A 21,000-nucleotide genomic window follows, 5' to 3' on the forward strand; every position below is an offset into this window, starting at 1 on the left:
CGCCGCGGCGGCAATCGGCGGTATCGACGGGGTCGGCGGTGTCCGCACCAATGGCGCATTCGGTGCATAATTATCGCCTTCGACACACCGATATCCGAACGATTCCGCCCGGTCTCCACCGATTCGCCCCGGTTTCCGAACGACTCGAAAGAGTCCAGGAGGTGGCCCGGACGAGCCTCCCGATAGGCAGGGGACGTAGTCTGCGGGCATGACAGACGCCGCGCACCTCACTCCCACCGAAGCCTTCGAGATGCTGCTGGCGGGCAACGGCAGGTTCGTCGCCGGCGGCCCCGAGCACCCGAACCAGGATGCCGCCCGCCGCGCCCAGACCGCACCGGCGCAGGCCCCGTTCGCGGTGATGTTCGGTTGTTCCGACTCCCGACTCGCCGCCGAGATCATCTTCGACCAGGGCCTCGGCGACCTGTTCGTGGTCCGCACCGCCGGCCACGTGCTCGGCCCGGAGGTGCTCGGCAGCATCGAGTACGGCGTGAGCCTGCTGGGCACCCCGCTGGTCGTGGTCCTCGGCCACGACTCCTGCGGCGCGGTCGCCGCCACCCGCGAGGCGGTCGCCGCCGGCGCCACCGGCGAGGGCTTCGTCCGCGACGTGATCGAGCGGGTCACCCCGAGCGTGCTCGCCGCGAACGCCGCCGGCCACACCGACAACTCCCACTTCATCAACGAGCACATAAGGCACACCGTGGCCCTCCTCATGGAGCGCTCGCGCATCCTCTCCGACGCGGTCGCCGCCGGCCGCACCGCCGTCGTCGGCCTCTCCTACCGCCTGGTCGACGGCACCGCCCACCTGGTCACCACCCGCGGCCTCGACCTCCCCACCCCTGCCGCCGCCTGACCACCCCACCCATCCCACCCGCAGCCCCGGCCACCCCGGCCGGGGCTGTGGCATGTCAGACCGGCCGTAGCACCGCGCCGAACTGCACCAGCGCAAGCAGCAGCAGCGTCGTCCCCGCCTCGATCCATCGGTACTTCGAGCGGATGATCGCACTCGTTCCGATCAGCGAGGCCAGCAGCGCCTGCCCCGGGTCGCGCCCGGACGCCTCGAACTCGCCGCCCAGCCGCTCGGCCCCGCCCTCCGCAGTGATGTGCTCGAAGTAGCCGGGTGCCCCCGACGGCCTGGGCCGCCCCCGACGGCGGCGCGGCACGATCGCCGCGACGAAGCACGCCACCGCCAGCAACGCGCTCATCGCCGTCGTCCACCACAGCAGATGCACGGGCCACGATGCGCCACCACCCCGGCTCAGCGGGAGGAACGCCCCGAACGCCGCGCCCGTGAAGCCCAGCAGCACCGCGGCCTTCGCATCGGCCCGGCTGATCTCGGCACTGTTCGCGACCGCCAACCGCTCCATCGCCGCCACCGCCCGCGCGCTGCGCCCCGTCGGCCCCCGGTCTCCCGTCTCCCGCCGCCTGCGCAGCGCGACCGAAGTCGTCCGGTGCCGAACCGGTAACCGCGTCACCGGCGCACTCCGTTCAGCCGGTCGCCGACCACTCGACCGTTCGCGCCGTTCGGCCCGCCCGCAGCCCGGTCGTCGCCGGGCCACGGCGTCTGCGCCCCGGGGGCCGCGGCCTGCGGGCCGGACGGCGGTGTCGGGCCGGGGACGCGGCGGCCGAGCGCCGACAGCCGGTCGCGCAGCAGCAGGGAGAGCTCCGCCTGTTCCTGCTTCGTCAATTTGCCGAGCAGACCCGCCAGTTCGTCCTGCCAGGTGGTCTCCCCGCGAATCAGCTCGGCGTGCGCGACCGCCCAGTCCAGCACCTGGCTGACCTGCTCCGGGTGCCGCACCAGCCAGAGCGCGGCGAGCGATACGGGGCCTTCCTGGACAGCCTGCTTGCAGAACTCGTACTCCTCCCGGGTGTCGGTCCACGGGTACGGCGCACCGCCCTCCACCGGTTCGCCGAGCCGCAGTTCCTCGGCGTTCTCGTGGGTGAGGACGTCCGCGACGCGGTAGACCAGGCCGTGGTCGGGCAGGCGACGGGGTGCGCCGAGGTACCGGAGCAGGACATCGGCGGTGATCCGCTTTCCGACGGCGGCGTACTCGTTGCCGATCATCGCCAGGCACCGTTCGAGTTCCGTGCGGACCGGATGCCAGCCGTGCAGGGTGCCGCTGCGCACCACCTGGGCGGCGTCGTCCACCCACCACAGCACCCGGACGTCGGTCGACGCGGTGCCGCGCCCGGTCGGCAGGGCGACCGTGCGGGTGCCGCCGCGCTGGTCGAGCCCGACGTGGAACGCCTGGTCGTAGTCGCGCAGGCGCAGCCGTGCGGCCGGGAACCTGTTGAGGATCGGGCCTTCCGGACCCCAGGTGCCCTGCTCGGCCCCGGCCCGGTGGTAGCCGCCGCTGCGGTCGCGCAGCACCAGCGCCCGGTTGCGCGGCGCGGACCAGCGGTGGCGCAGGACCTCCCACCACACGGCCTGCGGGGCACGGACGTACAGGGGCGGGTCGCTCTCAGTGGACATCGGATCCTCCGTGCGAGGGTTCGGGGTTGCGGCCGTCGGCCGTCGGGTGGCTGCCTCGCCGCCAGTTCTCCAGGGCGTGCCGCGCGATGTGACGGCCTGCCAGGTCGCCGTCGTAGCGGTCGATCTCGACGAACAGGGCGAGGACGCCGTGCCGCATGTCCTGGGCGAGGGCGGAGAGCAGGGTCTCCACGGCCGGGCGGAGCCAGTCGGCCCAGGCGGCGGTGTGGCACCACCCGAGCACGGTGCCGCACATGGTGCCGAAGTGACGGTCCTCGTCGAGGAGTCGGCGCACCAGGCCTAGAACCGCCTCGGCGTGTTCGGTGCGGGTGGTCAGCTGCTCCGCGAACCAACCAGCATCCCGGCGCATCAGCTCGGGGAAGATCTGCAGGGCGAGTTCCGCGTCGCTGTCGGACTCCCGCGCCCAGCCGGCGACGGCGCGGAACACCGAATCCTGGTTGCCGCCGGTGAACAGCCGGGACAGCGCCCGGCGCACTTCGACGGCCACGCCGGCCTCCTTGCCGTCCTGGCCCCGGTGGCAACGGTTGAGCATGGCGAGAGCGACGTCCGGCCGGGCCAGACCGAAGTCCGTCCCGCAGGCGTACGCGGTGGTCCAGCGAAGGTACGCTCCGGCCTGGTGACTCCACTGGTTGAGGCGGTGCTTGACCTCGGTGGCGAGCACCGGGTCCTGCGCGGCGATGCCGAGCGCGTAGGCGGCGGCCGTTCGGCTCTTCGCCCGTTCGGAAGCCGCCAGCTCCTGGATGTGCTGCAGTGCCCGGCGGCCGCCGCCCCAGCCGGCGGCCAGACCCATCACCCGGCCGACCCGCTCGGCCTGGTCGCCGTCCCGTCCTCGGGTGGTGTCCATCCACTCGGTGAGCAGCCCCGACGACCCGTTGTACTGTCGCCACAGGTGGCGCAGCACGGTCTCGCCCTGGCGGTGCCGGGTGAAGTGCACCGGTTCGACGGTGTAGTTGAACCTGGAGGTGTTGCGGATCTCCGGCGGTCGGCATTCGGCACGGACGATCCGGAGCAGTTCCTCGAGCGGCCGGCGCAGCACGAACGTCGGGTTGGGCCGGGTGGCGCGGTCCGCCGTGTCGTCGCTGCCGGTCAGGACGGCGTCGAGTCGCCCGTCGGCCAAGGCGAGGAGCTCTGCCGCCTCCTCCTGGACGATGCGGTGGTCGAGTCCTTCGAAAACGCTGATGGCCAACAGGAAGGCCAGGCCGTCGGGGTCGTCGCGGAGCCGGTCGAGCAGTTCGGGCACTTCGCCCTCGGCCAGGTAGCTGAGCCGCTCGCGCAGCGCTTCGGGGTCGGGCCGGTCGTCCTCGCTTCCGGCCAATTCGGCTACCAGTTCGGCCACTTGGGAAGGCGTCAGGTCGTCGGCCAGCAGCTCGTCGAGCACCTCTCCGAGTGCGCCCGTCAGCCGTTCTCGACGCTCGCCGGACGGGACGGTCGCCTTGAGGCGGGCCTCGAAGACCGCGCGGGGTTCGGGTGGGGTGCAGCGGACCGGTTCGACGTGCAGGTCACGGGTGAGGCTGCGGACCATGACAGGCTCGTCGGGCAGGACGATCACCATGCGCGCGTCGGCGGCCTTGAGTTTGTCGCGCAGGTTCGCCAACACGCCGGGACCGAGCGGGCGGTGGGACATCAGGCCGTTCACCAGGTAGCCGCGCGCTCCACCGCGGGCGGGCTTCCAGGAGGAGAGGTCCACCCCGTTGTCCAGGGCCCGCAGGTCCAGGCTCTTGCCGCTGTGCCGGTACAGCAGGTTGAGCGCGGCCGTCCGGCGGCCGCTACCGGGTTCACCGGCCAGGAACAGGACCCCGGTGCCGAGTTCGGCCAACGCCCTGGGGAACCATTCGGGTTCGGCGAATCCGAACCGCGCGTCGAGGGTCTCCTGGGCCGGAATGGGCCCTTCGTGCGCCTCGACCCTGCGGGTCCCGGGGCCGCCGCCGGCAGCACCGTTGTTCTCCACCCGCTGGCCGCCGTGCACGGCACCGGTGTTGATGTTGCCGTTCGGGGCGTAGATGACGAACGGCTGCTGCCCGCCCGGGAGTTCCTCGGCGAAGCGGTCGAAGTCGTCGTAGCCCTCGCGGTCCTCGTGGTCGTCGCCCCCGGTCTCGCCATCCGTGTCGCCGTCCGGGATTGGACCGGCCGTCAGTTCGAGCGGCCTGCCGCCGTCACGGGCCTCTTCGACGCCGGGCCCGCTCACCGGCGCTTCTCCCGCTTGTTGCCGCGCACGGTGTCGCCCTGGTTGCCGGTCACGGTGCCGGCCCTGTTCCCGCCGACGTAGTCACCGGCGATGTCGAGGCGGTCGCCGCCGACGTAGTCCCCTTCGAACCTGTCGCCGCCGACCCAGTCGCCACCGACGCTGTCCCGGCCGCTGTTGGTGACGCTCTGACCGCCGTGCACGGTACCGGTGTTGATGATGCCCCGGTCGGCCTGCTGGGTGATGCGGGTCCGCGCGACCCGGCTCTTCACTCGCCCGGTGTCCGGCTCGCCCTCCGTCGGCTCGGCACGTCCCCGCACGTTCTCGTGTTCGTCGACGACCCGGTCGCCCAGGATGCGGCGGTCGTAGAGGTTGCCGGAGGGCGTCGGCACGTACAGCCAGGCCCGCTGGTCGAACTTCTTGCCCTCGACGGTGGCGGGGACCTCGATGAAGTGGTCGGGGTGACGGCCGGTGTAGCCGGAGGCGACGGCGTCCTGGTAGCAGCGGTCGGAGAGGATCGCGGCGACGTGGGTGATGCTCTCGCTGGATGCGGCGAGCACGGCCTTGACGGGGCGGGAGTCGAGCAGCCGGTGGGTGTCGTTGCGCGGGGTCCCGTTGCCGTCGAACTCGTCGCCGGTGTCGGGCAGCGGGCCGATGTGCAGGCTGACCCGCAGCCGGGTGTGGACAGCGCCCGCCGAGTACACGTTGAACTTGGCCAGTTCGTCCTGCAGGGTGTGCAGCCAGGGGTGGATCAGGAACGGCATCCAGGTCGGGTCGAAGCCGAAGATGTAGCCGTCGCCGGTGGAGGCGGGGAACCGCCGGTCGGCCCAGACGTGGGCCAGGTCGGCGCGTTCGAAGGAGCGCTCCAGCAGTTCCGGCACGGCCCGGCTGATCACCCCGTGCTCGATCGCAGGATGTCCGGTGAAGTCCTTGGCGTCGACGGCCACCAGCCCCCGGTAGGGCGGCAATTGGCGACTTCGGGTGTACGGCAGGGCGCTGGCCTGCGGAAGGGGTCGGCCGGTCGGGCGCATCGGGTCGTACTGGGTCATGACGGCACCTCGGAATCTCCTTGTGCGGACGAAGCGCCTCCAGCTTTCCGAGTTCGCGCGGCGCGGTGTGCCCGCTCGGTGCAGAAGGACGGTGACGGACGTCACAGCGCCGAGCGGGGAGCGGCACGGCGCAGGGCGGGCAGATCGGTGAGCAGGATGCGCTTCCTCGCGCATTGCACGCCGAACGGGCCGAGGTCGCCGAGACCGGCGCTGACGGTGTTCCGGGAGACGCCGAGATGTTGAGCCAACTCTTCGCGAGTGAGGGCGAGTTCGACGGCAGAACCGGGCGGCGCGGCGGACAGGTCGGCGAGGGTGAGCAGGGCGGCGGCGAGGCGAGGCAGTATGTCGCCGCCGGCCCGGGCGAGGTCGGATTCGCGCAGGCGGGCGAGCGCGTAGCGGACCAGGACGGGGTACAGATCCTGATCGGCGACGACACGCAGAAAGGCCGGCTTTGCGAGCACGGCCACGGTGCAGTCGGTGATGGACAGCACGTTCGCCGAGCGGGTACCGCCGTCCAGGACGGCCACTTCGCCGAGCAGTTCACCCGGGCCGCGGAACGCCAACAGGGTGAGCTCGCCGCTGCGTTCGAGCCGGAGCACCTTCGCCACGCCGCCGAGCAGCGCCAGCACGTGCTGTCCGGGCTCGCCCTGCCTGAGCAGCGTGGAGCCGATGGAGTGGCGGCGCACCAGTGCACCGCCGAGCATCGCCGCCCAGGCGGGTTCGCCCATCAGCTGACGGAGCGTCCGGCCCTGGGTGTCGGACGGGGGTGGTGCGGCGGCCTCGGTCACGGGAAGACCCTACGGCCGGACGTGCACGCGGCGTGGGTATTTGGACACGGTCCGTACCGAAGGGACCGCGGGAGGCCCCAGCCCGACCGGGTCAGGCCCGATCAGTCGCGGCCGGAGCCGAGGAGCCGGGTGATGGCGGCGGCGAGGACGACGACGCCGGCCAGGGCGAGGGTGCCGCCGAGGCGGGACTCGGTGGGCGGGTCGGTGAGGAGGTCGGCGGCGGTGTCGGCGCAGGCGGGCTCTTCGGTGAGGGCGGCGAGCAGGACCTGACGGTCAATGAGGCGGTCGGGGTCGGACAGGGTCATCGGGTTCTCCGGCCTCCGAGCGGGACGGTTGCGGCCGGTGGCGGGGGCGACGGTCCCGGCGTTCGTCACGGTGCCTCCCCGTCACCCGCTCCGGCCTCCATCCGAGCACAACGGCCCACCAGCCGCTGCCGGTTGACCCGGATCACGGGAACGCCCGACGGGCGCCGCAGCGGTCCGCGTTCCGACCGGATTCGGCCGGGTCAGCGCAGCACGGACTCCAGGAAGTCGCCGCCGATCCGCGCGACGACCGGAAGGTCGAGCTGGTGGAGGACGTAGCGGCCCCGTCGCCGGGTGACGACCAACCCGGCCTTCCGCAGTACAGCCAGGTGTCGGGAGGCCTCCGGGGCGGTGATGCCGGACGCGTCGGCCAGCTCGTTGGTCGAGTACGCGCCGCGCGCGAGGTGGCGGCACAGGCTGATCCGCACCGGGTGGGTGAGCGCCTCCAGCCGCAGCACGATCGTCTCGGTCGAATCGGTGTGGTCGAGGCCGTGGCCGGCGGCGGGGTACTGGATCACCGGCTGCCAGCCCGGCGCGTACAGGGTGAACAGGTGCGGCCGGCCGAAGACGCTCGGCAGCAGGGTGACGGCGGTGTCCGCCCGGGTGCGGCCCTGCACGAGCTTGTCGACGACGATGCGGGTGCCGTGCTCGTCCTCTGCCAGGCTCAGCGCCGGGGACGCCGCCGTGAGCGACGCCGCCAGGCCCTTGCGCCGCAGCAGTTCGGTCTTGTCCCGGGCGTCGGCGGCGAGCCCGTCGCGAACCCGCTGCCAGGTGTCGGCGAAGAACGCCCGGTCGCAGTCCTCCAGCAGGCGTCGGATCCAGGCGCGGGCGGCGGTGGGGTCGGCGAGCATCCGTTCCACGAACGCCGCCTGGCGCGGGCCGCGGGCGGCGGCGAGGTCGAGTGCGCGCCGCCGGGACCACTCGTCGACCAGGGGCGACGGCAGGCCCCTGGAGTAGAAGCTGGTGCTGCAGGAGATCTCCAGCGCCGCGCCGACGAACTTCTCGTCGTCCATCCGGTCGAGGTCGTCGAGCTCCTCGGCGAGGGTCTCCCGGGGGTGCGGCGGCAGCAGGAAGTCGGAGCGCGTCGACTGCCACATGAACTCGGCCTCCAGCAGCCGGTCGGCGAGGTCCGGCGCGAGGGCGGCGGTGGTCGCCGTCGTCCACGCGTGCAGTCCGGTGTGGTGGTCGGGCTCGGCCAGCGCGTGCAAGGCGTTGCCGAGTTCGGCCAGCGGCGAGGGGCGGAAGACGATGCGCTCGTGCGCCAGGCCGGTGATGTCGATGGTCACGCTCACCTGTCCATGGTGCCGCGTCGGGAGGAGAAACCCCTCGGGTCGTTTGACGGGAGCCGTCAAACGACGGGACTGCCGGGCGGCCCGTGGCCCAGGGTGGGCGGGTGAACGCACTGCACCAGCACCTGCTCGACAGCGCCCGCGCCGCCCACCACGGCGAACCGGCCCCGCCCCTGCCCGGCACCCACGACCTCGCGACGCTGCGCGCGGCCCTCACCCATCACCGCGAGACCCGCCACCGAGACACCCACCACCGGGACACCCACCGCCGGGACACCCACCACTACGAGCCCCGCCGCCCGGCCGCAGGCCTCCGCCGCCGTCTGCGCGACTGGTTCGGCCGCCCGTAGCGACCCACCGTTCCCGACGCTCCGCCCTGGCGCTCCGCCCTGGCGCTCCGCCCTGGCGCTGGGACGGCCGTGGACACCGACGCCCCGTCGACCGGCTACGGCCTGCCGAGGCTCGCAAGCGCAGCCGCGTGCAGGGCGGCGATGCCGGTGCGCAGGGTGGCGCCGACCTGGGGGCGGAACTCGGGTGAGTGGTTGGCGGGCAGGGCGGCGAGTTTCCGGGCGGCGTCGGGGCCGGGGGCGGCGGCCCACTGCTCGGGGCCGACCATGCCGAGCATCCAGTACGCGGTGCGGATGCCGGGCACGCCGTGCAGGCTCTCGCCGGCGGGGCCGAACAGTGGGAAGTCCTCGGTGGCGAGCGCGGGCGGCCACTCGGCGACCCGGGCGGGGCCGAACAACTTCCGGTGCGCGGTGCGCAGTTGTTCGGCGAGGGCCGGGTCGGGGGTGTTGACGCCGGAGCGGGAGAGCTCCTCGAACTCGGGTTCCCGAGGGCAGCCGGAGGCGGCGGCCTCGCCGCGGACGATCCGCCGCACGGCGGTGCAGGCCCGCTCCAGGGATTCCTCGGCGAAGCCGCGCACCGTCACCGCCAGCACCGCCCGGTCGGGGATCACGTTGCCCTGGCCGGCCGCCTCCAGGGAGCCGACGGTGACCACCAACTGCTCGGCGGGCGAGGTCTCCTGGGCGACGATCGACTGGAGCCGCAGGACGACGGCGGCGGCCGCCACCACGGGGTCCAGGGCCAGGTGGGGTGCGCCGGCGTGCCCGCCGCGGCCGTGGATCACCACGCGCAGGGTGCGGCTGCCGGCCGTCACCGGGCCCCGGCCGTGGGCGACCATTCCGGCGGGCAGCGGCGCGGTGTGCTGGGCGAGCACCACCGAGGGCGGCTCGAAGCGCCGGTACAGGCCGTCCGCCAGCATGGCCCGCGCACCCGACAGGGTCTCCTCGGCGGGCTGGCCGACCACCAGCACGGTGCCGCGCCAGGCGTCCCGGTCGTCCGCGAGTGCGGCGGCGGCCCCGGCGGCGCAGGCGAGGTGGACGTCGTGGCCGCAGGCGTGCATCACCGGCACCTCCCGGCCGTCGGGGGTGCGGCCGGTGGCGGTGCTGGCGTACGGCAGGCCGGTTCGTTCGGCGACCGGCAGCGCGTCGAGTTCGGCGCGCAGCATGACCACCGGTCCGGGGCCGTTGCGCAGCACGGCGGCGACGCCGTGGCCGCCGATGCCGCGGGTCACCTGGTACCCGACCTCGGCCAGCCGTTCGGCGAAGCGGGCGGCGGTGCGCTCCTCGGCACCGGACAGTTCGGGGTGCCGGTGCAGGTCGAGGTAGAGCTCGGCGGCCCGGGCGAGGCCGGCGTCGGAGGGGGCAGCGTCGGGCGGGGCAGCGGTCATCGGGGCGGCGCTCCTGGGGCGTGGCGACGGGTGGTCAGTGACTTGTCAGTGGGGTTCGCCGGGTGCTGCCAGCGGCTCTCGGTAGAACTGACGTGTGCGCGACGGCGATTCGCGAGAAGCGCCGCCGGCTCCTTCCGTCCACGGTCCGGCTGTGACGGCCGGGCCGCCCCCCCTGCACCGAAAGGAGAAGTGCCATGGCTGACACTTCGCTCGCGTCGCTGGCCCAGGAGATCCTGAACCTCGAGTCGGAGACCTTCGAGATCAGCGACTACTCGGACACCTCCGAGGTCATGCTGGGCTCCTCGACCTCCTGCTCCAGCACCAGCACCTGCTCCAGCACCACCAGCACCACCTCCTGCACCGCCTGAGCCTGCGGCGCAGTCGTCCGGTGGCCCTCCGCCCTCACGGGCGGGGGGCCATCGGCCGTTTCCGAACAGCCAGGGCCTCGGCGGCGCCTACGGGAACGGGTGCGGGACGAGCCGCAGTTCGTCCTCGGCGAGGTCGGTGGCGCGCAGCCCGCCGCGGCGCAACGCGGTGCGCAGGCGGGGCAGTTGGAGGGCGCGCTGGCGGGTCCAGCCGAAGTCGATGGGGAGCAGTCCGGGCACCAGGGTGCTGACGGTGTGCAGGCCGAGGCGGCGTTGTTCGGGTGAGGTCTGGTCGACCACGATGACGTCGTGCCCGGCGTCGGTGAACCGGTCGCGGCAGAACAGCAGGTCGTCGAGCAGGTCGGTGCCGCGCGGGCAGGTCTCGGCCCAGTCGGCGTACAGCTCGGCGGCGGGCCGGGCGGGAGCGGTGGGTTCGAGGTAGCTGCGGGCGTGGTGGGCCATCTGCGGCAGGCCGAACAGCGCTGCGTGGTCGGGCAGGCGGCGCACCAGGTCGAAGTCCGCGGCCATCGCGACGAGTTCGGCGGGTCGCTCGTGGACCTGGCCGGGCAGGTGCGGAATGTAGGTGAGGATCTCGGAGACCGCGGATTCGACGGTGTCCTCGGGGTCGAACCCGGCGGAGGCGGCGAACGCGAGGGTGCCGGGGCCGCCGTCGCGGCGGACGGCGAGGGCGGTGACGACGGGGACGGCGAGGTCGATCCGGTTGTCGAAGGCGTGCACGTCGTAGCCGAGCAGGGCGGCCCGGTCGAGCATCGCGCGCAGCGCGGGACCGGTGCTGGCGGTGAGGTCGATCTCGGGCAGTCGGGCGTTGCCGTACCAGCCGATCAGGAAGGCGTCCCGTTCGATCAGTTCGAGCAGGCCGTACAGGATTGCCTCTTCGAGGCAGCTGCCGATGGCGCAGCCGTTGGAGCATTCGAAGACGAAGTTGTCGGCGGCGACGCCGGCGCTGTAGTAGCAGAGCCGGGCAGGCACCAGGACGGACTTCTGGTCGCGCAGGGACCAGCCCTGGACCCAGGGGATCGGCCGGTCGGGGTCGAACGGGCCGAGCATCGGGTCGTCGCGGTAGGTGCGTTCGCTGTACAGGCCGCATTCGCGGGGGTCGAGTGCGGCGGCCCCCAGGTTGCGGTAACTGTCCGTCAGGAGGGGCGTGTTGGAGCGGCGGTGGGTGCCGGCGTAGCGTTCCAGGCCTTCCAGGAAGGCGAGCGAGCGGCTGGCCCGGAAGGAATTGGCCTGGCCGCTCCAGGTGACGTCGGTGAGTCCGGCGTATCCGCGCATGAAGACGGAGCCGGCGACGGGGGCGGTGGTCGGCGAGACCACGTCGGTCCAGGTGCCGGCGCCGAGCACGCCGCAGACCGGGTTGGCGAGCGCCGCCTCGGGCAGGTCGTACCCGTCGGCGGGGCGCAGCCGGCGGCGGTCGGGGGCGGGCTTGGGGCGGGAGACCAGTGGCAGCACGGGCTGTTCGGCGCCCGGCACCCCGCCACGGACTGCGCCGTCGCCGACCACACCGTCACGGTCCTCCCCATCACCGACCACGCCGCCACGGTCCTCCCCGCCACCGACCACGCCGTCACGGTCCTCCCCGCCACCGACCACGCCGTCACGGTCCGCGCAGGACGGGCAGAGCGGTTCGGCGAGCAGCGGGAAGGTCTGCACCCGCAGTGTCTCCAGGTCGAGCCGGGAGACCTGGGGCAGTGCGGTCGGGGCGGCGTCGGCGGTGAGCAGGTGCAGTGCCCAGACGGCGTCCACGGCGTGGTCGGGCAGCGGGGGCAGGCCGGGGCCGGTCAGGGTGCTGGTGCGACCGGTCTCCAGGGCTTCGCGTTCGGTGCGGCTGCGCAGGCGCTGCCAGCGCATGGCCAGGCAGGTGCCGCACGCGCCGCCGGGGTCGCCGCCCCAGGGGCCGATCAGGACGGTCTGCGCGGTGAGGTGGACGGTGGCGCGGGCGCGACGGCGGGCGGCGTCGGCGGGTTCGGGGCGCAGCAGGTCGGTGCCGCCGAGGACGGCGACCGCGGGCGCGGGGTGCCCGTCGCCGGCGGCGCGTTCGGCGAGTCGACGCTCCATCCGGTCCCTGGCGGCTTCGAACGAGGCCTCGGCGGGGGTGGTCATCTGGTGCCTCCGGGGAGACCCCGGCCGGGCGGGCCGGGGGGTGGGATCGGTCTGCCCGCGCGGCGGGTCAGCGAGTTCTGGCCTGACGGTTCGTCAGTTGCGGTTGCTCCAACGGAAGGTCCTGGCGGCGATCAGCGCGAAAGCCAGGGTGAAGCCGGTGAGGGCGGCGCAGTCGAGGAACGGCAGGGCGATGCCGCCGCGGCCGCCGACGGCGTCGGTGACGCCTTCGTCGAAGTAGCGCAGCGGCAGGGCCCGGGAGAGGCCCTGGAGCCAGCCCGGCATCAGGTCGATGGGGTAGAACGCGCCGGACAGGAACGCCATCGGGACCATCACGCAGTTGGCGATCGCGGCGACCGCCTCGGGGGTGTTGGCGAGGGTGCCGACGACCAGGCCGAGCGCGGCGAAGGCGGTGATGCCGAAGACCAGCACGGGCAGCGCGAGCGGCCAGGAGCCGGACAGGTGCAGGCCGAAGGCGGCGAGTGCGACGGCGGTGAACAGCACGGCCTGGACCAGGCCGGTGCCGAGGGCGACGGCGTAGCGGGCGCCGAGCACGGTGGGCAGCGGGGTGGGGGTGCGCCAGATCAGGCGCAGCAGGTCGTCGCGACGCCAGTGCATCAGGGTGAAGGCGACGCCGAACAGGGCGGCGTTGCCGATGCCCCAGGAGAGCACGCCGGGCGCGATGTAGTTGATGTAGGACAGGCCGCCGTCCACCGCCTGGCCCTGGAAGATCATCCCGAAGACGATCAGGAAGACCAGCGGGAACGCGAAGGTGAAGATCACCGAGGTGCGGTCGCGCAGGTAGGCGAGGTAGCTGGCCCTGGTCACGGCGGTGTAGGCGTTCACGGTCGGTGCTCCGTTGCGATCGGTTCGAGGTGGGCGGTCACGACCGGCACTGCTCCGTCGCGGCCGGTCCGGGGCGGGCGGTCACGACCGGCACTGCTCCGTCGTGGCCGGGTCGGGGTGGGCGGTCACGACCGGCACTGCTCCGTCGTGGTCAGTGCGAGGTAGGCGTCCTCCAGGGTCGCCGTGCGGGTGGTGATCTCCTCCAGGTCGACCAGGTCGCCGAGGGCGAGGAGCACCTGGTTGGCGGTGTGGGTGGAGATCACGAGTTCGCCGCCCTCGATGCCGGCGCTCTCGACGCCGGGCAGGTCGCGGACGTCCTCGACGCCGAGCCGGTAGGCGGGGACGCGCAGTGTGGTGGGCGCGGAGAGCGACTTGATCAGGTGGCGGGGGCTGTCGACGGCGAGCACGGCGCCGCGGGCGACGATCGCCACCCGGTCGCAGAGCGCCTCCGCCTCGTCGAGGTGGTGAGTGGTGTGGATGATGGTGCGGCCGTCGCCCTTGAGGGCGCGCAGCACCTCCCAGAGCGAACGGCGGGCGGCCGGGTCGAGGGCGGCGGTCGGCTCGTCCAGGAAGATCAGTTCGGGTTCGTGGATCAGTGCGGTGGCGAGCGCCAGGCGTTGGCGCTGGCCGCCGGAGAGCTGGTCGATGCGGCGGTCGGCCTGGTCCCCGAGGTCGACCAGATCGAGGGCGCGGAGCGCGGCGGGCCGCTCCAGGCGGTAGAGCGCGGCGACGGTCTCCAGGTGCTCCCGGGCGGTGAGCCGGGTGAAGAACGCCGAGCTCTGGGTCTGGATGCCGAGGCGGCGCAGCAGTGCGGTGTTGCGCGGCCAGGGGCTTTCGCCGAGCACGCTGACGGTGCCGGAGTCGGGGGTGCGCAGTCCTTCGACGATCTCCACCAGGGTGGTCTTGCCGGCGCCGTTGGGGCCGAGGATGCCGAAGAACTCGCCCCGTTCGACCGTCAGGGACACTCCGTCGAGTGCCTGGACCGTGCCGTAGCGCTTGCGGACGCCGTCCAGCGCCACTGCTGCGTCGGGGCGGCCGTCACCTGTGCTCATCTGTGTTCTCTCCTTGCCGACATCACGCGACCTCACGTCACCCGCCTTGCTGCACCGCACAGTTGGTCCGGTCATGGTCCGCTCATTCGCGTCTCCCGCGCAGCAACCGCAGCGCGCCGCCCGCCGCCCACAGCAGCAGCGCGGCCACCACCGCGAGGGCCGGCAGCCAGCCCGCGAGCGGGCCGAACCAGGCCGCCAGCAGGGCGCTCGCCGCTGCCAGCAGGGCGGCGGCCAGCACCGCGCAGCCGAGCGCGTAGCCGCCGTGGACCAGGCGCAGCCGGGCCGGGTAGCGGCGCAGTTCGGCGCCGTCGCGGCGGATCGCGGCGCGGACCGCCACGGCGGCGAACGTGCGGCTCTCGGTCGCCAGTTGAAGGGTGTCCAGGGCGTAGCCGAGCGCCTTGTAGCCGTCCAGCGGGGGCAGCGGCAGCAGGTTGCCGAGGGCGACGGCGGTGCCGAGCAGCAGCAGTCCGCCGAGGAACGGCCGGGCCTGGGCGTGTGCGGGCAGCAGCGCCCAGGCGGGGTAGAACGGCAGCAGGAAGGCCAGGTTGGCGACCGCGCCGGCGGCGGCGGTGGCGATCTGCTCGCGGCGGCGGGCGAAGAACCGGACGTCCTCCACCTCGCAGTACAGGTACGTCATCGGCAGCCGCCAGCGCAGCCCGATCTCGCCGATCCGTCCGCCGTAGGCACGGCCGACCAGGCCGTGGGCGAGTTCGTGCAGGGCGAGGCTGGTCCACAGCAGGGTGCCGACGGCGAACAGCGCGACGGGGTTGTCGCTGAGCCGCCGGGTCTCGTCGATCAGGGTGGGCAGCTGGACGGCGACGGCGATCAGCAGTGCCGCGACCAGGGCCAGCAGCGGTGCCAGGACGGCGCGGCGGCGGGCGAATCCGGTGACGCGGTGCAGGGTGTCGAGCAGTTGGGGCGCGTCGGCGACCAGCTTGGCCCGGCCGCTCAGCAGGCCGGAACGGGGCCGCTCGGCGGCCTTCGGCGGCACCGGGACGGGGGCGTCGACGAGCAGTCCGCGGGTGTACAGCAGGCCCATCATCTGCTGCCACTGCGGCTCGCCGAGCCGGGCCCGGAACCGCTGCGCGTACTCCTCGCCGACCTGGGCGAGGGTCCGGGTGCCGTCGAGCCGGGCGATGATGAAGTGTTCCTTCGGCCCGATCTCCAACTGCCGCCCGCCGACCGGGTCGTGCAGCAGGTGGACGACGGCGGTGCCGCGGCGCAGCGGCCGGGCGATCCGCAGTTCGGGGCGGATCGCCGGCCGCAGCTCCAGCAGGCGACGGCTGCTCACGGCGCCGCCGCGGGCTGCGGCTCGCGCAGGGCACGGGCCAGGATGTACGACAGGAACGCCTCGTCGCGGACGGTCACCGACAGCCGGTTGTTGGTCATGTGCGCGTACGGGAACAGCAGCATCGGCAGCGCCTCGGCGGGGTCGGTGACGGTCAGGTCGCGGGTGCCGTCCCAGGAGCGGAAGACCAGTTCGCCGCGGCGCGCCAACTCGGCGGCCTTCTCACGCAGTTCGAGGCAGTGCTCGGCCCAGCCGCGGAGCACGGCGGGCAGCCGCTCGGGCGCCCGGTCGACGATCGCCGCGCGGATCGCCCGGAACCTGGCCGGCAGGGTGTCGCCCATGCTGGCGTAGGCCCGGTCGTAGCCCTGCTGCGCGGTGTAGTTGGTGCCGGCGAACGAGCGGTTCCAGAACGCGTGGTAGCGGTCGAGGAAGGCCAGCAGGTCGTCCTCCTCGGGGAGGAAGCACGCCGTCATGGTCATCATCAGCTGGGTGGCCAGGCCCAGCACCACGGTGCGCAGGTGCAGGTTCATGGTGCGGGTGGCTTCGATCACCAGGTCGCTGGAGTGCTGGAAGTGCCACTCGGCGAGGTCGATCCCGGCGGGGCCGCCGTACTTGCCGTACTCGGGCTCGTACTCCTCGCGGCTGAAGGTGTTGTTCTCCCGCAGCCTCATCCTCCCGTCCGGGCCGACCAGTTCGGCCCGCTCGTCGGGCGTGAACTCCAGCTCGAACATGGTGTTGTAGAGCTCCGCGAAGAAGCTGTCCGCCACCTGGTAGAGCGCGGGGCGGCGGCGCAGGAACTCGGCGACGGCGGTCTCGGCGCGCTCGCGGACCTGCTCGGCGGCCTCGGGGCGGGCGGGGCGCAACCGCAGGCGCAGGTGCGGGCCCTCCACCCAGTAGTTGATGAAGAAGTACCCGGCGAGCAGGCCCTCGTCGGCGAGTTCGGCCACCAGCGGGCGCACGCACTGCAGCAGCAGCGGCCGCGGGCTGGCGGCGTAGAAGACGTGCAGCGCGAGCCAGTCCCCCGGGGTGTCCGGGGACGACGACAGGTCGGTCATTGGTTCGGCTCTCCTCGCCGGGTCTCGATCACACCGTTCTGCTCCACCGAAGGCTCCGGCTGAACCAACGGCAGTATTTCCAGGGCCAGTTCGGCGACGTGGCGCCCGTGCGCGGAGCGGACGTGCAGCGCGTCCTCGCCGGGCAGCATCTCCTCCAGCACCAGCCGCCCGGCGCCGCCGGACAGCAGGGCGTCCAGCGCGGTCAGCGACAGCGGGCTGGCGAAGTCCACGTACTGGGGTTTGGCGACCCCGAGGGGGACGCCGGGCCCCTCGGGGTACGCCCGGGCGAACACCCGGTCGGGCAGGGAGTGCCGGCGACGCCAGCGCTGCCATTCCAGGTATCGCTCCGACTCGGTTGCTCCCGGCGGGAGTTGCGGCAGTGCCGCGGCGGTGGCGGTCCAGTTGCGCCGGTGCAGCACCAGGCTGCCCAGGCGGACCCGGGGGCAGCGGGCGACGCCGGTCGCCGAGGCGGCGGGCACGCCGCGCCACAGCTCGGGCGTCACCCGCGAGGTCGGTGAGAACAGCAGCAGGCTGCGCGGGATCTCGGGCAGCACCATCGGCACCAGGTAGCCGAGGTAGACCGGGACCACCTCGACGCCGAGCCGCCGCGAGCGCAGCACCAGGCGGTCGGCGGCCGGGTCGTGCTCGACGTACAGGTCGTCCAGGTGGATCTGCGCGTCCTCGGGCGCGGTGCTGGTCTCGCCCGGGCACACCAACTCGTAGTCGGTGAGCCGCGCGTGCAGGTTCAGGTTGGTGGTGGCCGCACCCGCGGTGACCTCCGCCAGCACCGCGCCCTCGGGCGCCACCTGGCGCAGCGTGCCGCGCAGCCCGGCCGGCAGGGCGACGCGGTCGTCGTCGAAGCAGTGCGTGAACCGGGTGAACGGGAAGCACAGCCCGCCGTACGAGTGGTTGAGCACCACCAGCGGCTCGCCGTCCTGCGCGGACAGCTGGACGAAGTGGCTGTGCGGCGCGAACTCGCCGACGCCCGTGCCGAGTTCGGCGGCGACGGCGGCCAGGTCGGCGTCCGTGAGCGCCAGTTCCTCCGCGTCGTCCGGCAGCTGCTCCGCCAAGTGGCGCATCCGGCGGGCCAGTTCGGCACGGGCCCGGTCGAGCGCGGTGATCTGCGGCTGGCCCAGCCAGTTCTCCTCCGGCGGGTAGCCGCGGTGCTCGGCGTCGCCCGACTTGGCGGCGGTGAACTGCAGGTACTGGTTGAAGATGTCCTCGTGGAAGTCGTGCACCAGTTGCAGCAGGTCGTCGCTGCGGCCGCCCCGGCCGTGCCGAGCCAGGAAGAAGCCCTTCAGGGTGAGGCGTTGGGCCAGGCCCAGGTCGAACACCGGGAGGATCCTGGTGAGTTCGGCCAGCGGCTCGGCGGCCAGCCGCGCCCACGGCCGCGGGTCGGCCGTCACCTGGCCGGCGGCGACGTCCTCGTACAGCAGGGTCTGCGGGACACTCGCCCGCTCCTCCCCCAACTCGGCCTGGACAGCAGCCAGTTCGGAGCGGATCTCGACCAGCAGCGCCCGCCGGGTCGGAACGTCGGCCGCCGGGTAGCGCTCCAGCGCGGCGATCGGCCCGGCCAGCCGGTCGGCGACCGCGGTCGCCCACGGGCGCTCCAGCGAGCGCAGCGCCCGCTGGAAGGACCTCAGCGGGTCGCCGGTGTGCACATCGGTGGCCAGCAGCGGCAGTTGCAGGATGCCGACGTCCAACAGCGCGGCCAGGTACCGCTCGGCGTCGCCCGCGTCGGCGGCGCCGCCGTCCGGGCCGGGCTGCGCGGCGAGTTCGGCCGCCAGCTCGCCGAACCGGATCCGCGGGCGCTGCCGGAACAGCTCCAGCAGGCGCTCCAGTACGCCGCTCAGGCGCAGGAAGAACAGCCGGTCGCGGGCCGCGTCGAAGCTCACCGCCGCACCGGCGTCGCCCGCCGTCACCGAGCGCCGCACGTAGCGCACTCGGTCCTCGGTCAGCTCCATGCCGGAGGCGGGGGCCACCGGCAGGTCGGCGCGGCGCCCCGGGTCGGCGGCGACCAGTTCGGCGAGCCGGGCCAGCACCACCACGTTCAGCCGCGGGTGGCTGCGACGCCCGTCGCCCAGCAGCAGCTCGGTGCCGTCCGCGGGCTCCGCTCCGACGCCCGGCTCGCCGAACGTCCCGACGGCGACCGGTGTGAAGGTGCTGAACGGGCTGGTCTTGCACGCCGTCCGGTACAGGTACGACAGCAGCGAGCGTTCCATCTTGCGGGTCCGCTTGTCCGGCGCGGCGCTCGGTGCGCCGATGCCCTCCAGGCGGGCCTCCAGCGGCGGCGAGGCCAGCAGCAGGCCGAGCCGCAGTTCGTCCAGGCTCGCCAGGCGGCGCAACTCGGCCCGGGTGCGGACGAGTTCGCGCTCGAAGACCGGGCCGCCGGCGTCCCGCAGCTCGGCCAGGCGCTGCCGGGCGGGCAGCCACTGGGCGAGCAACTCGGCGGTGTCCTGGTCGAGTTCGGCGACCAGCGCGAGCGCCTCGGCGGGCCGCTCGGGCATCCGGTTGTTGAACACCCTGCGGCGCAGGTCCAGCACCCGGCGGCGGCCGTCGGCGTCCGGCGCGAGCTTGACGAGCGCCGACAGCGGCTCGCTCAGCCGGGCGCCGAGGTCGGCCAGCCGCTCCTCCTCGGCCACCAACTCCTCGGCCCAGCCGAAGACTTCGGCCGAGCGCAGGCCGTGCACGGCCTCGACGGGCAACCCGCCGGCGCGCAGCATGAAGCGGGGCCCGAGGCCGAGTGCCCGGCCGGCAGGTGCGGCGCTTCCCGCGGTCACAGTGGTGGTCAACGTTCCTCCGCCGGTCAGGCGATCGCGTGGTCGAAGTCGGCCGGGCTGCGGTGCTCCTGACCGATCATCATGATCAGCAGCGGCAGTTCCTCGCCGTCCACGAGGCCCAGGTGCTCGGTGTAGGAGACGGAGTCGAAGCCGAGCGCCACTCCGCAGGCCAGCCCGGCCGCCGGGGCGACCGTGTACAGCGCCTGCGAGGTCGCGCCGACGGCGGCGTTCACCAGGCGCAGGCCGCGGTCACCGGCGGCGTCCAGCACGGCCGGGGTGGGGGCGCTGACCAGGATCAGCGCACCGGCCTGCTCCAGGTTGTAGTTGTCCAGGAAGTAGTTCCGCTGCAGGAACCCGCCCTGCGGGCCCGCCTCGACCGGCGTCAGCGTGCGGCCGCCCGGCTGGTACGCGTACGCGCCGGCCGGCACGCCCGCGACATGGTTGACGAACACGTGCAGCCGCGTCAACGAGCCGTTCACCGGCCCTTCCTGACAGTTGGTAAGTGTTCCGGCGGAGGCGGCCGCGGCGAGCGCGGTGGACAGCTGCTCGGCGGACATCGGCGGGTTGCCGGTGAACCGTCCGAAGCTGCTGCGCCGGGCCCGCAGCGCCTCCCGGACGCCGAGCGCGGCCTCCTGCGGTGCGGGCAGCCGGATCGGCTCGCCGACCGGCCCGGCCGGCGCGGACGCCGCCCGGAGCCGCGCCCAGGCCTCGTCCAGCGCCGCGTCCAGCACCCCTTCGGCGGGCCGCTCGGCCGCGCCGTCGAGGGTGGCCCGGTGGATCCGCCGGACGGTCTCGAACTCGATGACGGTCCGCGACCGTTCCTGCTCGGCGGCCCGGACGACGGCCCCGGTCGGCTCGGCCGACAGCGGCTCGGCGGCCGCGCCCGCCCAGCGCAGCGGGACGACGGCGAACACGCCCTCCTCCTCGGCGCGCAGGCCGAGCAGCCGGCCGATCCGCTCCTCGTCGAACCAGAGCGCGGCGTCCAGCCGCAGGCCCTGCGCACCGGCCCAGATCCGCCAGGTCTCCAGCAGCGCGCCCAGGTCCATGGTGACCACGTGGTAGGCGAAGCTGTTGTACTTGAAGGCGTTCTGCCAGAACTTGACGGTCAGCACCAGGAATTGGTCGCACTCCTCGGCGCGGCCGCCGAGCGCGGCCCGCACGTCGGGCGTGACGTCGCCGGTCAGCAGCCGCCGCATCGAGTGGTGCGGGGTGGAGTAGTGGTGCACACCGGGGGTCAGCGGCCCGCTCGGCCCGCTGACCCAGTGGATGCCGATCGGGTAGAGGCCGCCGCCGGAGGCGGTGCCGCGGGAGAAGTTGGCGTGCGGGTAGCGGGGCAGCGTGCCGAGGTCCGAGTTGGCCTGCACGCCGAGCCGACGGCCCGTCAGGCCGTAGGAGTCGCGCAGCATGCCGCCGAGCAGCGGCAGCGTGAAGCCCCCCGCGCCGCGCGGCCCGAACAGACCGCGCCCGACGGCGGCGGCGGGGCCGGGCGGGCAGTCCGGCAGCGGGAAGTGCGGCGCGGCAGGGAAGTACTTGTCCTTGCGCGGGCGGTCGGCCCAGTCGGGCACGAAGTCGGCGGGCTCCATCGGGACCCGGCCCCGCCACAGCACCGCGGACGCGTACGCGCGGGCGTAGCCCATGATCGTTCCTCTCTCGTGCGCCTGCTGCC

General features: G+C 73.6%; 18 protein-coding genes. 3 read left to right on the plus strand and 15 right to left on the minus strand.

Going from position 1 to position 21,000, the window contains the following annotated elements; translation table 11 throughout:
* Nucleotides 1-208 precede the first annotated feature (208 nt).
* On the plus strand, nucleotides 209-850 hold the full coding sequence (locus ACI1MP_RS35500; RefSeq protein WP_043907821.1) for a carbonic anhydrase: 642 nt from the start codon (nucleotides 209-211) through the stop codon (nucleotides 848-850).
* Nucleotides 851-905: 55 nt separating this feature from the next.
* Here the strand turns inward: ACI1MP_RS35500 and ACI1MP_RS35505 are convergent, their stop codons facing one another.
* From ACI1MP_RS35505 to ACI1MP_RS35535, 7 genes are all read right to left on the minus strand, one after another.
* A complete protein-coding gene (locus ACI1MP_RS35505; protein WP_404870526.1) occupies nucleotides 906-1,364 on the minus strand; it encodes a Pycsar system effector family protein in 459 nt (152 codons plus the stop codon).
* A gap of 104 nt (nucleotides 1,365-1,468) precedes the next feature.
* Complete coding sequence (locus ACI1MP_RS35510; protein WP_404870527.1) at nucleotides 1,469-2,470, minus strand: hypothetical protein; 1,002 nt, start codon at nucleotides 2,468-2,470, stop codon at nucleotides 1,469-1,471.
* Nucleotides 2,460-4,673 carry a hypothetical protein gene (locus tag ACI1MP_RS35515; RefSeq protein ID WP_404870528.1) on the minus strand — a complete coding sequence of 738 codons (2,214 nt, stop codon included), beginning with the start codon at nucleotides 4,671-4,673 and terminating at the stop codon, nucleotides 2,460-2,462. Before ACI1MP_RS35515 ends, ACI1MP_RS35510 begins: the two co-directional genes overlap by 11 nt.
* Complete coding sequence (locus ACI1MP_RS35520; RefSeq protein ID WP_404870529.1) at nucleotides 4,670-5,719, minus strand: hypothetical protein; 1,050 nt, start codon at nucleotides 5,717-5,719, stop codon at nucleotides 4,670-4,672. The genes ACI1MP_RS35515 and ACI1MP_RS35520 overlap by 4 nt, the downstream gene beginning before the upstream one ends.
* A gap of 101 nt (nucleotides 5,720-5,820) precedes the next feature.
* Nucleotides 5,821-6,507, minus strand: a complete 687-nt coding sequence (locus ACI1MP_RS35525) for a Crp/Fnr family transcriptional regulator (protein ID WP_404870530.1) — start codon at nucleotides 6,505-6,507, stop codon at nucleotides 5,821-5,823.
* Between the two features lie 101 nt (nucleotides 6,508-6,608).
* Nucleotides 6,609-6,881, minus strand: a complete 273-nt coding sequence (locus ACI1MP_RS35530; RefSeq protein WP_404870531.1) for a hypothetical protein — start codon at nucleotides 6,879-6,881, stop codon at nucleotides 6,609-6,611.
* Nucleotides 6,882-7,012: 131 nt separating this feature from the next.
* Nucleotides 7,013-8,101 carry a DUF5937 family protein gene (locus ACI1MP_RS35535; protein WP_404870532.1) on the minus strand — a complete coding sequence of 363 codons (1,089 nt, stop codon included), beginning with the start codon at nucleotides 8,099-8,101 and terminating at the stop codon, nucleotides 7,013-7,015.
* Between the two features lie 101 nt (nucleotides 8,102-8,202).
* Between ACI1MP_RS35535 and ACI1MP_RS35540 the strand changes: the two genes are divergently transcribed.
* The gene (locus ACI1MP_RS35540; RefSeq protein WP_404870533.1) at nucleotides 8,203-8,448 is read left to right on the plus strand and encodes a hypothetical protein; all 246 of its coding nucleotides are present in this window, start codon (nucleotides 8,203-8,205) and stop codon (nucleotides 8,446-8,448) included.
* A 95-nt stretch (nucleotides 8,449-8,543) separates the two neighbouring features.
* Here ACI1MP_RS35540 and ACI1MP_RS35545 read toward each other — a convergent pair whose 3' ends face one another.
* Nucleotides 8,544-9,830 carry an amidohydrolase gene (locus tag ACI1MP_RS35545; protein ID WP_404870534.1) on the minus strand — a complete coding sequence of 429 codons (1,287 nt, stop codon included), beginning with the start codon at nucleotides 9,828-9,830 and terminating at the stop codon, nucleotides 8,544-8,546.
* Nucleotides 9,831-10,024: 194 nt separating this feature from the next.
* Between ACI1MP_RS35545 and ACI1MP_RS35550 the strand changes: the two genes are divergently transcribed.
* Nucleotides 10,025-10,198, plus strand: coding sequence for a thiazolylpeptide-type bacteriocin (locus ACI1MP_RS35550; protein WP_073810233.1), 174 nt, complete (start codon nucleotides 10,025-10,027; stop codon nucleotides 10,196-10,198).
* An 87-nt stretch (nucleotides 10,199-10,285) separates the two neighbouring features.
* On the opposite strand, the gene ACI1MP_RS35555 is transcribed toward ACI1MP_RS35550, so the two are convergent.
* The 7 genes from ACI1MP_RS35555 to ACI1MP_RS35585 all read right to left on the minus strand — a co-directional run bounded on the left by ACI1MP_RS35555 (nucleotide 10,286) and on the right by ACI1MP_RS35585 (nucleotide 20,971).
* The gene (locus tag ACI1MP_RS35555) at nucleotides 10,286-12,316 is read right to left on the minus strand and encodes a TOMM precursor leader peptide-binding protein (protein ID WP_404870535.1); all 2,031 of its coding nucleotides are present in this window, start codon (nucleotides 12,314-12,316) and stop codon (nucleotides 10,286-10,288) included.
* 93 nt (nucleotides 12,317-12,409) lie between these two features.
* Nucleotides 12,410-13,159 carry an ABC transporter permease gene (locus tag ACI1MP_RS35560; RefSeq protein WP_380343189.1) on the minus strand — a complete coding sequence of 250 codons (750 nt, stop codon included), beginning with the start codon at nucleotides 13,157-13,159 and terminating at the stop codon, nucleotides 12,410-12,412.
* 125 nt (nucleotides 13,160-13,284) lie between these two features.
* Nucleotides 13,285-14,211: an ABC transporter ATP-binding protein gene (locus ACI1MP_RS35565; RefSeq protein WP_404870536.1), complete on the minus strand. Its 927-nt coding sequence runs from the start codon at nucleotides 14,209-14,211 to the stop codon at nucleotides 13,285-13,287.
* Nucleotides 14,212-14,293: 82 nt separating this feature from the next.
* Nucleotides 14,294-15,502 (minus strand): peptidase M50, encoded by a 1,209-nt coding sequence (locus ACI1MP_RS35570; protein WP_404870537.1) that lies wholly within the window; start codon nucleotides 15,500-15,502, stop codon nucleotides 14,294-14,296.
* The gene (locus ACI1MP_RS35575) at nucleotides 15,499-16,554 is read right to left on the minus strand and encodes a lantibiotic dehydratase C-terminal domain-containing protein (RefSeq protein ID WP_404870538.1); all 1,056 of its coding nucleotides are present in this window, start codon (nucleotides 16,552-16,554) and stop codon (nucleotides 15,499-15,501) included. Before ACI1MP_RS35575 ends, ACI1MP_RS35570 begins: the two co-directional genes overlap by 4 nt.
* Nucleotides 16,551-19,277: a lantibiotic dehydratase gene (locus ACI1MP_RS35580; RefSeq protein ID WP_404870879.1), complete on the minus strand. Its 2,727-nt coding sequence runs from the start codon at nucleotides 19,275-19,277 to the stop codon at nucleotides 16,551-16,553. Before ACI1MP_RS35580 ends, ACI1MP_RS35575 begins: the two co-directional genes overlap by 4 nt.
* Nucleotides 19,278-19,360: 83 nt before the next feature.
* On the minus strand, nucleotides 19,361-20,971 hold the full coding sequence (locus ACI1MP_RS35585) for a nitroreductase family protein (protein ID WP_404870539.1): 1,611 nt from the start codon (nucleotides 20,969-20,971) through the stop codon (nucleotides 19,361-19,363).
* Nucleotides 20,972-21,000 lie beyond the last annotated feature (29 nt).

The organism is Kitasatospora griseola (assembly GCF_044999035.1).
Classification (GTDB): Bacteria; Actinomycetota; Actinomycetes; order Streptomycetales; family Streptomycetaceae; genus Kitasatospora; species Kitasatospora griseola.

Bases quoted from the DNA above. Each gene is read 5' to 3' on its own strand.
- ACI1MP_RS35500 (WP_043907821.1), top strand. From the start codon at position 209: ATGACAGACGCCGCGCACCTCACTCCCACCGAAGCCTTCGAGATGCTG.
- ACI1MP_RS35505 (WP_404870526.1), bottom strand. From the start codon at position 1,364: ATGGAGCGGTTGGCGGTCGCGAACAGTGCCGAGATCAGCCGGGCCGAT.
- ACI1MP_RS35510 (WP_404870527.1), bottom strand. From the start codon at position 2,470: ATGTCCACTGAGAGCGACCCGCCCCTGTACGTCCGTGCCCCGCAGGCC.
- ACI1MP_RS35520 (WP_404870529.1), bottom strand. From the start codon at position 5,719: ATGACCCAGTACGACCCGATGCGCCCGACCGGCCGACCCCTTCCGCAG.
- ACI1MP_RS35545 (WP_404870534.1), bottom strand. From the start codon at position 9,830: ATGACCGCTGCCCCGCCCGACGCTGCCCCCTCCGACGCCGGCCTCGCC.
- ACI1MP_RS35550 (WP_073810233.1), top strand. From the start codon at position 10,025: ATGGCTGACACTTCGCTCGCGTCGCTGGCCCAGGAGATCCTGAACCTC.
- ACI1MP_RS35555 (WP_404870535.1), bottom strand. From the start codon at position 12,316: ATGACCACCCCCGCCGAGGCCTCGTTCGAAGCCGCCAGGGACCGGATG.
- ACI1MP_RS35565 (WP_404870536.1), bottom strand. From the start codon at position 14,211: ATGAGCACAGGTGACGGCCGCCCCGACGCAGCAGTGGCGCTGGACGGC.
- ACI1MP_RS35575 (WP_404870538.1), bottom strand. From the start codon at position 16,554: ATGACCGACCTGTCGTCGTCCCCGGACACCCCGGGGGACTGGCTCGCG.
- ACI1MP_RS35580 (WP_404870879.1), bottom strand. From the start codon at position 19,277: ATGCTGCGCGCCGGCGGGTTGCCCGTCGAGGCCGTGCACGGCCTGCGC.
- ACI1MP_RS35585 (WP_404870539.1), bottom strand. From the start codon at position 20,971: ATGGGCTACGCCCGCGCGTACGCGTCCGCGGTGCTGTGGCGGGGCCGG.